The sequence below is a fragment of the Pseudomonas sp. St386 genome, from assembly GCF_018325865.1.
GTDB classification, from domain to species: Bacteria; Pseudomonadota; Gammaproteobacteria; order Pseudomonadales; family Pseudomonadaceae; genus Aquipseudomonas; species Aquipseudomonas brassicacearum.
In genome coordinates this window covers 2,662,970-2,677,278 of the sequence record NZ_AP021900.1, presented here as the reverse complement: position 1 = coordinate 2,677,278, position 14,309 = coordinate 2,662,970, and the positions used below count along the sequence as shown (strand labels likewise).

Sequence of the window (14,309 nt, the reverse complement as noted above, 5' to 3'; positions counted from 1 at the left end):
ATGACAGCCGTTGCTCAATTTCCGCAGGGTATCGATCACCCCCTGGTCACCGTGCGAAATCACGCCGAGGCTTTGGAGCTTTATCGCAGGATGGGATTCGCGCCTTCTCCAGTCAGCTATCACCCGTGGGGAAGCGTGACGTCCTTGATGATGTTCCCCAGCAACTTCATCGAGCTGATTGGTGTCGATGACCCGTCCAAGTTCGGTACCAACTCGGTGAACGGCTTCTGCTTCGGACGCCAGTTGGGTCAATTCCTTGACCGCGGCGAGGAAGGTGTCTCGTTGGTGGCGCTGCACAGCAAGGACGCCGATGCCGATCATGGGCGGATGGTCGAGGCTGGACTCGACAGCCAGGGGCGTATTGATTTCCGCCGCAGAATGACCCTCCCCGATGGTCGCCACGATGAAGCGGTGGTGTCGCTGGCGCTCTTTATCGACCCAGCACTGCCCGACGCCTCCAACTTTATCTGCCATCAACACCGTCCTGAGCTGATCTGGGTTCCAGGCTGGCAGAACCATCCAAATGGCGCGGACGGGATTCTCGCCATCACCTATCTGGCAGACCCCAAGCTGCTTGAACCTCGCTGGCGCGCCATCTATGGCGATGCGGTGAAATATAAAGGCGCCGTCCTGGAAGCAGATACCCAATGCGGTGTGTTGCGTGCCATCGACGCTACGACAGCGGCCCAGGAGTTTCCAGGCATGGACCTGCCCAAGAGGGCTCAGCAATCCCCTCACGCTATTTCCATTCGCCTGCACACAAAAAGCCTCATGACATTGCGATCGATCCTCGAACACAACGAAGTTCCCCATCGTGACCTTCCCGGTAGGGTCTTCGTTGAGCCGCAAGCGGCCGGCAACGTCATCCTCGAATTCGTACAGAACTATTAACTGAGACTGTTCAAATGACTATGAAAGTTGGCGTCATTGGTTTGGGTAACATGGGCGGTGGCATGGCCGCAACGCTCGCTGGCAAAGGCTTTGATGTGAGTGGCTTCGATCTTTCTGAAGCGGCGCTCGCCCAGGCTAAAGAGAAAGGCGTCAAACCGATCACTGACCGTAAACAGCTGATCAAGGAATCGGATGTTTTGATCCTGTCCCTGCCTAAAGCCGAACATGTGGAAGCGGTGTGCCTGGGTCAGGGTGGAATTATCGAATTCGGCCGTGAAGGCCTGATCGTGGTGGACACCACCACCTCCACCCCTGAAGCCAGCCGCAAGGTCGCCACTGCACTGGCAAGAATGGGTATCGCCTTCATCGATGCACCAGTCTCCGGCGGGCCCAAGGGTGCCGCTACCGGGACCATGTCGATGGTCATCGGCGCAGAGGATGCGGATCTGGCTCGCGCCATGCCGGTACTGGAAGGCATGAGCGGTACGCGCGTTCATGTAGGTAAATGTGGCGCCGGCAACGTGGCAAAAATAGCCAACAACATGCTCGCCGCGTGTCACTTGATCAGCACCGCGGAAGCCGTCTCGATGGCCGCTAAAGCAGGTGTGGAACCTGAAAAGCTGTTGCAGGGGTTGAACGCAGGTTCGGGCCGCAGTGGCGCTACCCAGGTCATGTTCCCTAACTGGGTCCTGAACAAGGCGTATGACTCGGGTTTCACCATGGGTTTGATGCGCAAAGACGTTGGGCTCGCCAGTGACCTGGCCGACAGCCTGGATCTCGACCTTCCCCTGTCCAGGATCGTCGCCCTGCTTTGGGAAGCCAGCAGCGAATCGCTGCCAGATAACGAAGACTTCTGCGCGATTGTCCAGCGCACCGATGCCAAACTTTATGGCCGTGAGAATAATCAATGAGCGCTCAAAAAATCCTTGAACTGATGCGCCCATTCTGGGGTGATCGCAGTGTGGTCGGCAGCTTCGTCGGTGGCGAGTTCATCGATGGTCACGGCTCCACGGTAGAAGTACGAAATGCTCACGATGACAGCGTGTTGCTTACCTTCCCCGATGCTGATGAGACGTTGATTGCACAGACCGACAAAGTGGCAAAGGCAGCACAGGCCCAATGGTGGGCGCTCACTGCCCAAGCGCGTGGCCGTGCGATGTATCAGGTCGGCACGCTTATTCGCGAAAACACTGACAGCCTCGCACAGATCGAATCGTTGACGGGCAACAAGCCCATTCGTGACGCCAAGGTCGAGGTGTCCAAGGTCGCGGAAATGTTCGAATACTACGCAGGTTGGGCAGACAAACTGCACGGCGAAGTCATTCCTGTTCCGACCTCGCATCTAAACTACGTGACTTACGAGCCACTGGGCACTGTCCTGCAAATTACGCCCTGGAACGCTCCGATCTTTACATGCGGCTGGCAGATCGCACCGGCCATCGCCGCGGGCAATGCGGTCATCCTCAAACCCTCTGAGCTGACCGCCTTGTCGTCGCTCGTGGTCGGCGTATTGATCGAGCGTGCAGGTGTCCCCAAGGGTCTGGTCAATATCATCGCAGGCTTTGGTCACACCATCGGCCAAGGCTTTATCGCCAAGGCTGACATCCGCAAAGTTGTCTTTGTGGGCTCGCCAGCAACAGGCCGACACATCGCCGTCGCAGCCGCGCAGCGTTGCATCCCTGCGGTGCTGGAATTGGGTGGAAAATCGGCAAACATCGTGTTCGAGGATGCCGATCTTGACGTCGCATTGCGCGGCGCTCAAGCAGCAATTTTCTCCGGTGCTGGCCAGAGTTGTGTATCAGGCTCTCGCTTGCTGGTCCAGGAGTCGATTTTTGAAAAATTCACCCAAGCCCTTGCCCGGGCAGCCACGAACTTCAAGGTCGGCGATCCGAGCGATCCTGAAACGCAGATAGGCCCGATCAACAACGCCAAACAGTACAACCATGTAAAAACCATGGTCGAAGGCGCGTTGAAAGATGGCGCGAAACTGGTCGGCCAAGATGCAGATCCCATTCCGGACAAGCCTGGGTACTACATCAACCCAACCGTATTGGCCGGAACGAACGACCTGTACTGCGCACAGGAGGAGATCTTCGGGCCGGTGGTGGTCGCCATCCCGTTCAAAGACGAAGCCGATGCAATCCGCATCGCCAACGACAGTCGCTTCGGGTTGGCCGGCGGTGTATGGACGAGAGATGTCGGTCGTGCACACCGAGTGGCCAAGCAAGTCCGCGCGGGGACCTTCTGGATCAACGGCTACAAGACTATTCACGTCAGCTCACCGTTCGGCGGCTACGGCGAGAGCGGCTATGGTCGTTCCTCCGGGCTGGACGCTCTTCGCGAATACAGCGAAGTGAAAAGTGTTTGGGTCGAAACCGCTGCTAAACCTGCCGCCAGCTTCGGCTACGGCGCGAGCCTGGAGTAAGCACCATGTCGATCTCCAAAGCCTTGATAGAAGACGCCATTACCTGGCGCCGTGGTTTTCACGCGACCCCCGAGCTCGGCTACAACGAACTGCAGACCTCTGACCGTGTTGCACAGCTTCTTGAAAGCTTTGGAGTCGAAGTCCATCGCGGGTTGGGCGGTACCGGCGTGATCGGCACCTTGAGCAATGGCCAGGGCCCTACCATCGGCATTCGAGCCGACATGGACGCCCTGCCCATCCAGGAGCTGGGACACTGTAGCCACAAATCGACTCATCAAGGCTGCATGCATGCCTGTGGGCATGATGGGCATACGGCAATTCTGCTGGCCACCGCTCGCCATCTAAGTGAAACCCGGCATTTCAGCGGAACCGTCCACTTTGTTTTTCAACCCGCCGAGGAAGGTCTCGCGGGGGCAAAAAAAATGATCGACGACGGACTGTTCAAGCAATTTCCCATGGATGCCATCTACGGTCTGCACAACTGGCCGGGCGCCCCGGCTGGGCACGTGGTGATCAATCCCGGTCCCATGATGGCGTCTCTGGATACCTTTGAAATCACCCTGACAGGCAAAGGCTGTCACGCCGCTATGCCGGACAAAGGGGCGGACCCCATCATTGCTGCGGCGCAGCTGATCCTCGCCTTGCAGACGATCCCCTCTCGGCGGCTATCCCCGCTCGACAGTGCGGTGATCAGTGTCACCCAAATCAACGCAGGCGAAGCGATCAATGTCATTCCTGAAACGGCGGTGATCAAGGGAACAGTACGCTGCTTGCAGTCTCCGGTTCGCGACAAGGTCCAAGCGCTGATAGGTCAGTTCGTAGAACAGTTACCGGTGACCTTCGACGTCAAGGGACAGTTGACGTACCTCGTTGGTTATCCCGTCACGGAAAACCATCCGCAAGCAGCCTCAATGGTTCGCCGGGCGGCGGTTGCGGCTGTGGGCGAGTCAAAAGTCCAGTGGGGATGTAATCCTTCAATGGCCTCGGAAGACTTCTCTTTCATGCTCCAGGCCTGCCCCGGTGCTTACTTGTGGATGGGGGTCGATGGAGAGAAACCGTCAGCCGCGCTGCATAACCCTTACTACGACTTTAACGACCAGGTCATTGAGCCTGGTGTAGCTGTTTGGAGCCAATTGGTAGAGCAATCACTACCGTTAACCTGATGGAACGTTGCCGTCCCACCGTAAACCGGCACTCAAAGCCGAAACAACAATAAGAAGACAACCATGCCAAATAATAAAAAGAAATACAGTCCTTGCTGGGTTCCCTGACGCCCTGCTCTTGTTTCTGCCCTCCAGATTTTGATGTTGAACGCTACGCCAGAACACCAGGCCGACGGCCTGGCTGCGTGCGGATTTAGCAACTTACCCGCCCCAAACACGAGAGCATCATAATGAAACAAGAAAAAAAGCTGTTGAAATTGGCCTCAACCGTAGCGTGCCTAACCCTCGGCACCGTGTTTGCAATCAATGCCCACGCGGGGGCAACGCTTGATAACGTTAAAAAGAAAGGGTTCGTACAATGCGGCATCAGCGACGGCCTTCCGGGGTTTTCATATGCGGATGCCAAAGGTGAATTCCATGGGTTCGACGTCGATGTCTGTCGTGCCGTGGCAGCAGCCGTTTTCGGCGACGCAAAGAAGGTCAAGTACACTCAGTTGACCGCCAAGGAGCGCTTTACCGCACTGCAATCGGGAGAAGTCGACATGCTCTCTCGAAGCACGACCTGGACGTCGTCCCGAGATGGAGCCATGGGCATCCAGTTCACCAACGTCGCTTATTATGACGGCCAGGGTTTTCTGGTAAATAAAAAGCTCGGCGTCAAAAGCGCGAGGGAACTGGATGGCGCCACCTTCTGCATCCAGGCCGGTACGGTTACCGAGCTGAATCTGTCGGACTACTTCCGTAGCAACGGCATGAAGTACACCCCCATCACATTTGATACGTCTGATGAGAGTTTCAAGGCACTGGAGTCAGGACGTTGTGATGTTCTGACCACGGACCAATCGCAGCTTTACGGCCAGCGCCTTAAACTCGCAACCCCTGATGACTTCGCGGTTCTTCCCGACGTGATTTCAAAAGAGCCATTGACCCCTGCGGTACGCAGAGGCGATGAAGACTGGTTCACCGTAGTGCGCTGGTCGCTCGCCGCGATGCTCAATGCCGAGGAACTGGGCATTACCTCGAAGAACGTCGCCGACATGGTCAAATCTTCCAAGAATCCCGACATCGCGCGGTTACTCGGAACGGAAGGTGCACTCGGCAAAGACCTGAACCTGCCCAATGACTGGGCGGCGAAAATTATTGCCCAGGTCGGCAACTACGGCGAATCCTTTGAACGCAATCTGGGGACGGGCAGTGACATGAAGATTAAACGCGGGCTGAACGCATTGTGGAGCCAAGGCGGTCTCCAATACGCTCCGCCTGTACGCTGACCTTGACTTGCCCGGTAGTTAATTCTCTGCCGGGCATGGCGGGAGAAGCCGGCGTGTCCATGCAATCAAGCTGACTCGTTCTGCTGGTATGCAGCGGAGCGAGTGCTTGAATGTCGCGGTTCAGCCTTTTTCTCTTCCCACTTGGCAATCACCAGCGGTTGCGCTGAAGGGACTTGTCTGTGCCGGCTTAGGGACGAGCTGCATGCCCAAGGAGCTTTTCCAGTCAGAAATCGATTCAGGAAAACTGGAGGTACTCATAACAGATCCTCCAGCACCATCGGTCAAATACTACGCAGCATTCATGCGGCAGAATCACGCGGCGTTAGGCTACGCGATCGCTGATTTGGCGAAGAAATGTTGTTGAGGTCCAATAGCGGCCGGCGTTGCTGCGTTAGAAAAGCGCCAGGGCTGCGCGCGGCGCTAGGCAGCGCCACGCCATGCCTAGCGGATGCTGCTAATGGAACAATTCTGCGATCATCACCGCTCCCATGAAAGTACCGAGGTTGGCCAGGAACGACACCAGCACGATCCTCCAACCCAAACGGCGGAAAGCCGGGATATCTTTCGCAATCGAGAGCCCTGCGAAGGTCAGCATCGGAGTGATGACGGCCAGGATGTTGATCGAGCTGGTAAGGCGAGCAATCTCCGTAGCCCAGGGGCAGAGCGGAGAGGTCATGAACATCGCCACCAGCGAGACGATGCATACAGCAGGAATCTTGCGGCGCAGCAGGCTACATACCCCCTCACCGACAAATGCTGCAAACAACATGAGTGCCACGCCCACGAACGCGTCCCCCGACAGCGTCTTGTAGCCCACGTAGTTGGCGATCAGTGCCAGCGCGCAGGCAGCCAACCACGCGCTGACCTTGCCAAGCCAACCCAGCTCGACAGTCTCAAGTGAGACTTCATCATGCATCGGCCCATGCTGAGCAGTAGACGCCTTGGTGGTCCGCCCAATCATCGGCTCAAGGACGCGGTAACCCCACACGGCCAAAGGCAGCGAAATGAATAGCGTGAAATAGGTGCCGATCGTCGTGGTGATCAAGTTAGACGCTGCTGCCAGCGTCATGACTTCCTTGGCCACATCGGGGGTTTGTTGGGCAGCGATGGCACCTGCTGCCGCTGCCATCATGCTGCCTGAGCCGATACCCGAGCCCATGGCCAGGGAGTTCGGGTGGAAGATGCCCAGACTGGTGACGAAGCCGGCAACGATGGCGATGAACAACGCCCCGAACAGCGTACCGGTCAGGTACTCAGCGAGCACGCCACGCCCTTCGGGCGAGTCCATGCCGTAGCGTTCGCCAATGATTGCGAGGCTTGGCTCACGCCCTACGGAGAACGTCGCACCTACCGCCTCTCGCTTGATCCCAAGCAGCAGGGCCACCGGCAAACCCAAGAGCACCGTGCCGACGAAGTGGCCGAACTCCTGAAAGACCAGGGCCCAACCGGACGCAAACACCACCGGCAGAGACCCGCCCACCACCAAGCCGAGCTTGGCGATGAAAATCAACAGAGCCGGCTGCAGGATTGAGGCGGAACGCACCTGAGCGCGGGTATCGATACCAATCGTTCCGGGCATGCGCTTGCTGGCAATCCCTACGGCAGCGCCGAGCAGCAAGGCCCATACCATAGGAAGAAGCACGACCTTCCCGGGGCCCAAGGGAATGCTGACCGAACCGATCAGTTCTGCACATAGGAGAATAGCGGCAGCCCAGATATAAAGTTTTGTTGTAGCGGACACGGCTCGGTTATCACCGAGCGTCACGGTTTGGGTATGTTGCATGTTATTCCCCTCGCCTGCTGATGGCCGTGGCGGCCGAATCAAGAGTTATTGTGTTTTCAGGGGGTGTCGACGACACCCAGGGCAGATGCAAATCGATCTAGTCGATGATTAAACGTAAAACCGGCTTTGTGTTGCAGCGCGAGGTCTATGCGAGACTCGCTAGCTCGCTGTACTGCGGCGAGATCAGGAATCACTTATTTTTTAACACCAGACTCACTAGCCTGCCTCGAGTATGTCGCCCGTATAATGTCCAACCAATACCAAGAATTTTGTTTATCGTTGCCGCAGAGTGAACGCTCAAAAGACCAACGCTGGCATGATCACGGGTCGCGGCACTACAGGAAGCTGCGAAACACTACGTGGTTATTCCGTGAGTCCGCGATGTGAATTCAAGCGTTCCCAAGTCCCACCACAGCCCTGCCATTATCCTCAGCCCCTCTTGAACAATACCGGTCAACAGGTGCTCATCCGGCGCATGCTGAGCACAGGCTGCATAGGCATGAGGTATCCACAGCGTCGGTAACCCAAGGGAATGGGCAAACATATCGTTAGGAATAGACCCACCGATATTGGGCAGAACTACCGGCGCACGTCCAACCGAGCGAGAAATTGAAGCCACCGCAAAGTCTACCCAGGGATCATTGGGATTTAGTCGAGTGGCGGCCGAGGAATCCGCCATATGAATCCCAACGCCACCGAAGCCATGGTTATCCAAATGCTCTCTGAGAATCGTCTCGATTGATTCGTGTGCAGTTCCTACGACAAATCGCATGTGGCAATGAGCGATGGCGGAACGAGCTCAGCGCTTACCAAGCATGTTATTGCGCGATACCTACCAGCATGAATACCGATTGGTTTGCGGGACAAACCTGGCCTTATATTTTGGTGTTGAAAAACAATCAGCTGAATACCAACCGCACGAAGTGCATTTAAGGTTCAAACCCCGTCAACCCTGCCAAAAGCGAGAACGCCTCATGATAAAAATCCTAGCCGCTGTACGCAGAAAACCCGGAATGACGCATGCCGAGTTTTTAAACTATGTGGAGCACACCCACGGAGCAATCGCTAAAGCCAAACCGCTAGGTGTCAAACGGTACGTGCAGAACCATGTCATCGACGCGGCTTTCGGGGTTGACGCCGACAGTGCCTACGCACAGTCCTTTCACAAAGACTCCATTACGGAGCTGTTTTTTGAAGACGTGCCAGGTTTGATTCGCACCTTCAGCGATCCCTATACCCAGCAAACCGTCGGCCCTGATGCAAAGAACTTCGCTGACCTTTCCGAGCAGCTTGCTCAATTGATGGATGAAGTGGAGACGGCTAGCACCGCTACAGCGCCTCTCCCATGGAAGGTGATGATCCTGCTGAAGAAGAATCCAGCCATGGCGCTCGATCGTTTTTTCGACGCTTGGGACGCAGCTCACGAGAGCATTACCCGGGAACAACCTGACTTCCAGAACGCCTTACGCCGGTATGTTCGCTCCCGGTACTTACCCGAGGGTGACAAGGTGACGGCCTATTTCGGTCCAAACATCAACGTATACGAAGGTGCCTCCAGCCTGTGGTTTGAAAATGAAGCGGACTTTTCTACCTTTCGGCAGTATCAGCGTGCGCTGTTTCAAAAACTTGCCGAGGACGGCGTGGCGCTGACATCGGCGTCTTTTTTTGCCTACGTCAAAGAGGTCGTTATTTTCGATCACTGCTCCTGAAGACAAGCAGCGCGACCCTTCCCATTCAGAAGGGTCGCGATCACTCAGATAGGCTCAGCCAACGTCGCAGTGGACTCACGCATGATCTGGGCATGCTCTTCCTTGTCCCCACCACTTTTCTCTATCTCGCACAGGCGCGCGGAATTCTCGACCACGAGTTGGCAACGCTCCCAGCGCCGCATTTCGAACCGGCTCAGGGCCGTCTGTAGATTGCTACTGGCGAGCAATTCTTCGGCAAGCACGATGGCGCTCTCAATACCAATGCCAGCCCCAGAAGCCAGATGCGGCGTGGTGGCATGCACCGTGTCGCCGATCAGCACGATACGGCCCTTGTGCCAGGGCAACGGCACCAACAGATTGGCCAGCGGACGATAGTCGATATTGGCGCCCGCCTCGTACAGTTGCGGCACCAGCGTTTGCAGGATCGGGGCTGGAAACTCACTCAACAGGCGCGCCATTTCACCCGGCCAGCTGGCCGGATCGATCCACTCGGAAAACTCGCGGTTTTCCATGAGGAACATATACATGTGCGTTTCGGAAATCGGATTGACGCCAACCTTGGTGCGTCCCAGCCAGTGACTGGGACGCACGATTTCCGGCGGACGTTTCAGCACCGCGCGCCAGACGCTCTGATGAATGGGTTTTGGCGAGGGTGCTTCCGGGAAAAAGTCCTTTCGCGTGCGCGAATGCACACCGTCAGCGGCGACGACCAGATCATAGCGTTCAGTGGTCCCGTCGGTGAAAGACACTTCAACGCCATCGTCACGCTCGATGACGCTGTCATAGGTGATGCCGAGGCGTACTCGGGTACCCACTTCCCGCGTCCTGTCGGCAAAGATTCGAGCCAGCACCGGGCGCAGGATACCGCCACCACAGGGAATCGGTTTATCGCTGACCGGCGGTCGAAGCGCCAATTGCACGATCAGGTCGCCCACCGGTGAAAACACGTCGAAATTGGTCGACAGGTACCCTTCCCCAGCGACCCTTTCCAGAATCCCAACCGTATCAAGTGCTCGCAGCGTGGGCCCACTGAGCGTAATTCCCGCTCCCAAAGGACACCACAAAGGGTCGATTTCGACGAGGTCCACTTCGATGCCCTGACGGGCGAGCTGGATAGCCGCGGTCATACCGGAGAACCCTCCTCCGATCACCAGGACCTTACTGACTGCTGCAATCATCACGCTCTCCTAATTATTCTTATTCACTCGGGCAGACATTGCATGGCGCACCGACAAGCGCTGCGGCGTCATCGCGTCAATGCCGCAGAAACATGAAATGCCGACGCAAATGCCGGATCAGCCACGAGACTATCGAATCGGATATCAGCGCTGAAATCGCTTTGCACAATCCGAGGTATCGCTGGCGGCGATGGGTCTCGCAGATGAGCCGGGCGCCTTGACCGGGATGCCTGCCTTTGCGGCAGAACAAATAAAAAGGGCCGGCGAACTGCGGCTCATGCGAACCGCTATCCATCGGCCTTTCACGACGTTAGTTCAAACGCTTTCCAAGCCATCCCAGCAGAGGTATTTAACTTCAAGGAATTCGTCGATCCCAAGGTGAGATCCCTCTCGCCCCAGACCACTCTGCTTCACGCCGCCGAAGGGTGCGACTTCATTTGAAATCAAGCCACAGTTGATGCCCACCATGCCCGACTCGATGCGCGCGGCGTTACGCCAGATGCGTGCCGCATCACGGCTGTACAGATACGCCGCCAAGCCAAACTCGCTGTCATTGGCCATCGCAATGGCTTCGTCGTCGCTGTCGAAACGCACCAGTGGCATGACCGGGCCGAAGATCTCTTCGCGAGCGACCCGCATTTCATGAGTCACATCAGCCAACAAGGTGGGCTGGAAGAAACACCCACCCAGCGCATGAGGCTTGCCGCCGGACAGCAGTCGAGCACCTTGCGCCAGTGCATCATCAACAAGAGCCTGGGATTTTCGTACCGCCGCGTCATCGATCAACGGCCCGACCTGTACTCCCGGCTCCAGGCCATTGCCCACCGTCAAGCGTGCCATGCGCTCGAGGATGCGCTCGGCCAGTGCGTCATAGATCCCTGACTGGACCAGCACCCGGTTCGCGCCGATGCAGGACTGCCCGCCATTGCGAAACTTGGCCAACATCACCCCGTCGGCTGCCGCATCAAGATCGGCATCGTCGAAGACAATGAACGGCGCGTTGCCGCCCAGCTCCATGGAGCATTTCTTGACCGTCTGCGCCGCTTGCGCCAACAGCAATCGGCCCACCTCCGTAGACCCGGTGAAGGTGAGTTTGCGCACCAACGGGTTGGCCGTGAGTTCACCGGCAATGTCGCGGGTGTCATTCCCCGTGATCACACTGAACACACCAGCCGGCACACCCGCCCGCTGCGCAAGTTCAGCGAGGGCCAGGGCGGTCATGGGTGTCTGGCTGGCCGGCTTCACGACCATCGTGCAGCCCGCCGCAAGTGCCGGAGCTGCCTTGCGCGTGATCATCGCAGCGGGGAAATTCCAGGGCGTGATCGCGGCGCAAACCCCGATGGGTTCACGCAGTACCACAATACGCTGAGTGTCCTTTACGCCCGGAATCAAATCACCGCGCACCCGTGTGGCTTCTTCGGAAAACCATCGTACAAACGACGCAGCGTAATCGACCTCACCCCGCGCCTCCTCCAGGGGCTTGCCCTCCTCCAGGGTAATCAGCGTGGCAATGTCCTCCCGATGTTCAACCATCAACTCATACCAACGGCGCAACACCTCACCCCGGCGTTTAGCCGTCAAGCGTCGCCATGGACCAAAGGCCGCATGCGCCGCATCGATGGCGTGCCGAACTTCAGTTTCGCGGCAGCGCGGCAGCTCGATGAGCACTGCTTGATCCACCGGATTACGCAGCGTGTACCGACCGTGCGGCGTCTCGTTCAACCACTCGCCGGCGATGTAGGCACCGGTGCGCCACAGCGTTGGATCCTTAAGTAAATGCTTCACTTTGCAATCCTCTTAATCAGCAAGGGTGACGCCCGATCATGAACGCGCTATCCGGATCCGAAGTCACCGGCAGACCCGCCGCAACCAACCCTTGGCGCAAAGATTTCATGAGGCGATCCGGCACGCGCATCGCCGGGGCACGCAGTGGGCCGCCGTTGAAGCCGGCGAGCCAGTCCTGGTATTTCCACATCGTGCGATTGAGCACCCCGGTACCGCCGGCATAGCTTTGCGCCGCGGCGCCATTGGCACTGCGTGCCGGGTTGACCTTCCAATACAGCTCCATCGCTTCTTCGAAGCGGCCCGTGCGGGCCAGTTCGAACGCTTTCGGGTAGTAGTCGCTCATCCAGGCGGTGTTGCTGGTGCCGGAAAACTGCAGCTTCATCAGGCTCATCAAGGGAATGGCGTCACCTTCGATCGGGCAACTGATCACCACCTGATCACGGAAGTGGTAATACATCTCGCAAATGCCCGCCGGCAGCGGAAACCCTTGCTCCGATTTGATGGCCGCGATGTTCGGACAATCGGCCAGCAGCCGACGGACCAATTCCAGCGACATACCCGCCGGATGCACGCGCTCAAAGCCCCAGAGCGGAATCGGGAAGAGCATGACGGCCAGGTCCGTCGCGTCGCAGAATGCCTTGGTGTAGTCGTAGATTTCCTGCTCGCTGGTCGGCCAGAACTGTGGTGGATAGGAAAGCAGGACGATGTCTGCACCGGCATTCTCGGCGAGCTTCACCGCCTCGATATTCTCGGCAAGCGTGCCAAAGGCCGCGTGGAAGAACAGGATCAGGTTTTTCCCCGACTCACGGGCCCAGGCGGTGAATTGAGCGTTTTCCTGGGCAGAGATCGCCAGTTCGCTGCACAGCAACGTGCTGCTGTAGCCCAGGCCAACCGTGTGCTCGATGTCGTGGCGGATGCCACGCTCATTGAGACGCTTCAGGTCAGCACTGAAGCTGGGGATGGTGACAGCCGAGCAGCCCACCAGGTATTCACGGGCCCAGGCGCGGGCATCAGCTTTCTTGTAAGTGGCCATGATGATTTTCCTTCGAACAGTGGAGGGGTTATTTCGAGACAGGGACAATGCTGGCAGGCAGCTCGATGCCGAGGCCTTGTTGCCTGGCGCGCTCGTACAACGCTTGTGCGATGACGACATCCTGCAGCGCCGAGCCAACCGATTTGTAGAGAACGATGTCGCTTTCTTTCTGGCGCGGATTGACGCGACCCGCGACCAGATCCGACAGCGCGACCAATTTGTCGACGACATAAACGCCGGCACTGATCGCGGCAATGGCGTCGCCGGTATCGTGAAGTACCTCTTGTGGCATATCGGCGACGATGCAGACGGCTCGCTCCATCGTGGCCGGGTCAACCTCCCGTTGCTCTGGCAAGGTGGAGCCCAATGACACGACCGTGACGCCCGGGCAAAGCCAGGCGCCTTGCAATACAGGAGACTCATCACGGCTGCGAGCGGCACAGATCACCACATCACAATCCTGCACGGCCTCTTGCGCGCTGTTCACCGCCTGGATGTCCAGCCCCGGCCTGAAGCTTTCGGCAAAGCGCTCGCGGCTCGCGGGCGTTGGACTGAACACCCGGACATGGGCCACATCGCGCACGGACTTAAGGCAGTCCAACGCGCCACGGGCCTCAAATCCCGAGCCAATCACGCCCACCCGCAGCGCGCGCTTGGGCGCCAGCAAATCGACCGCCAACGCAGCGGTTGCCGCCGTGCGCAAACCCGTCACCCGATTGCCGTCGATCAAAGCGCTAAGCGCCATGGTTTGCTGGTCGAACAATGCGATCAGGTAGCTGGCGCAGCGTGCCCGCATGGAGGCCGCGATCAACTTGCAGCCCATTTGGCCGCCAGCGGGAGGTACAGCAGTCAAACTGCGCAACCAGATACCGTCGCCGCGGGCCATGGAACGAGGCGGCACCATGGCATCCGTCGTAGGGCAGGCATACGCCTGCGCGAGCGCGGCAACGGCTGTGCTCCAGTCGGCGAGCGAGGCAACATCGGCGTCGCTGAGAAAAAGCGTCGGGGTAATGACTTGGGACTCTTGGGCATGATGCATATCGCTAACCTCGCAATCGGGTATCAATCATT

Annotated in this window: 11 protein-coding genes; 6 read left to right on the top strand and 5 right to left on the bottom strand. The window is 57.9% G+C overall.

Features of this window, described 5'->3' with window-relative positions:
- From KI235_RS11870 to KI235_RS11850, 5 genes are all read left to right on the top strand, one after another.
- On the top strand, positions 1 to 891 hold the full coding sequence (locus KI235_RS11870; protein WP_003200413.1) for a VOC family protein: 891 nt from the start codon (positions 1 to 3) through the stop codon (positions 889 to 891).
- A gap of 14 nt (positions 892 to 905) precedes the next feature.
- Positions 906 to 1,802, top strand: coding sequence for an NAD(P)-dependent oxidoreductase (locus tag KI235_RS11865; RefSeq protein ID WP_003200410.1), 897 nt, complete (start codon positions 906 to 908; stop codon positions 1,800 to 1,802).
- Entirely contained in the window at positions 1,799 to 3,316 is a 1,518-nt protein-coding gene (locus tag KI235_RS11860) for an aldehyde dehydrogenase family protein (RefSeq protein ID WP_038858421.1), read from the top strand. Before KI235_RS11865 ends, KI235_RS11860 begins: the two co-directional genes overlap by 4 nt.
- A 5-nt stretch (positions 3,317 to 3,321) precedes the next feature.
- On the top strand, positions 3,322 to 4,479 hold the full coding sequence (locus KI235_RS11855; RefSeq protein ID WP_212795753.1) for a M20 aminoacylase family protein: 1,158 nt from the start codon (positions 3,322 to 3,324) through the stop codon (positions 4,477 to 4,479).
- A gap of 230 nt (positions 4,480 to 4,709) precedes the next feature.
- Positions 4,710 to 5,750 (top strand): amino acid ABC transporter substrate-binding protein, encoded by a 1,041-nt coding sequence (locus KI235_RS11850; RefSeq protein WP_092142613.1) that lies wholly within the window; start codon positions 4,710 to 4,712, stop codon positions 5,748 to 5,750.
- Between the two features lie 454 nt (positions 5,751 to 6,204).
- On the opposite strand, the gene KI235_RS11845 is transcribed toward KI235_RS11850, so the two are convergent.
- Positions 6,205 to 7,533 (bottom strand): DUF3100 domain-containing protein, encoded by a 1,329-nt coding sequence (locus KI235_RS11845; RefSeq protein WP_003200397.1) that lies wholly within the window; start codon positions 7,531 to 7,533, stop codon positions 6,205 to 6,207.
- An 815-nt stretch (positions 7,534 to 8,348) separates the two neighbouring features.
- Here KI235_RS11845 and KI235_RS11840 point away from each other — a divergent pair.
- A complete protein-coding gene (locus tag KI235_RS11840; protein WP_235582573.1) occupies positions 8,349 to 9,242 on the top strand; it encodes an EthD domain-containing protein in 894 nt (297 codons plus the stop codon).
- 44 nt (positions 9,243 to 9,286) lie between these two features.
- On the opposite strand, the gene KI235_RS11835 is transcribed toward KI235_RS11840, so the two are convergent.
- The 4 genes from KI235_RS11835 to KI235_RS11820 form a co-directional block, all read right to left on the bottom strand.
- Positions 9,287 to 10,420: an FAD-dependent oxidoreductase gene (locus tag KI235_RS11835; RefSeq protein ID WP_013692917.1), complete on the bottom strand. Its 1,134-nt coding sequence runs from the start codon at positions 10,418 to 10,420 to the stop codon at positions 9,287 to 9,289.
- Between the two features lie 315 nt (positions 10,421 to 10,735).
- On the bottom strand, positions 10,736 to 12,205 hold the full coding sequence (locus KI235_RS11830) for an NAD-dependent succinate-semialdehyde dehydrogenase (RefSeq protein ID WP_060613733.1): 1,470 nt from the start codon (positions 12,203 to 12,205) through the stop codon (positions 10,736 to 10,738).
- Between the two features lie 16 nt (positions 12,206 to 12,221).
- Entirely contained in the window at positions 12,222 to 13,238 is a 1,017-nt protein-coding gene (locus KI235_RS11825; RefSeq protein ID WP_028236595.1) for a dihydrodipicolinate synthase family protein, read from the bottom strand.
- Between the two features lie 28 nt (positions 13,239 to 13,266).
- Positions 13,267 to 14,277, bottom strand: a complete 1,011-nt coding sequence (locus KI235_RS11820) for an NAD(P)-binding domain-containing protein (protein ID WP_003200391.1) — start codon at positions 14,275 to 14,277, stop codon at positions 13,267 to 13,269.
- Positions 14,278 to 14,309: the final 32 nt, after the last annotated feature.

What these genes read in the sequence shown, in the direction of transcription:
- KI235_RS11820 (WP_003200391.1), bottom strand. Translation starts at nt 14,277, where the DNA reads ATGCATCATGCCCAAGAGTCCCAAGTCATTACCCCGACGCTTTTTCTC.
- KI235_RS11825 (WP_028236595.1), bottom strand. Translation starts at nt 13,238, where the DNA reads ATGGCCACTTACAAGAAAGCTGATGCCCGCGCCTGGGCCCGTGAATAC.
- KI235_RS11865 (WP_003200410.1), top strand. Translation starts at nt 906, where the DNA reads ATGACTATGAAAGTTGGCGTCATTGGTTTGGGTAACATGGGCGGTGGC.
- KI235_RS11870 (WP_003200413.1), top strand. Translation starts at nt 1, where the DNA reads ATGACAGCCGTTGCTCAATTTCCGCAGGGTATCGATCACCCCCTGGTC.
- KI235_RS11850 (WP_092142613.1), top strand. Translation starts at nt 4,710, where the DNA reads ATGAAACAAGAAAAAAAGCTGTTGAAATTGGCCTCAACCGTAGCGTGC.
- KI235_RS11860 (WP_038858421.1), top strand. Translation starts at nt 1,799, where the DNA reads ATGAGCGCTCAAAAAATCCTTGAACTGATGCGCCCATTCTGGGGTGAT.
- KI235_RS11855 (WP_212795753.1), top strand. Translation starts at nt 3,322, where the DNA reads ATGTCGATCTCCAAAGCCTTGATAGAAGACGCCATTACCTGGCGCCGT.
- KI235_RS11835 (WP_013692917.1), bottom strand. Translation starts at nt 10,420, where the DNA reads ATGATTGCAGCAGTCAGTAAGGTCCTGGTGATCGGAGGAGGGTTCTCC.
- KI235_RS11845 (WP_003200397.1), bottom strand. Translation starts at nt 7,533, where the DNA reads ATGCAACATACCCAAACCGTGACGCTCGGTGATAACCGAGCCGTGTCC.
- KI235_RS11840 (WP_235582573.1), top strand. Translation starts at nt 8,349, where the DNA reads ATGTTATTGCGCGATACCTACCAGCATGAATACCGATTGGTTTGCGGG.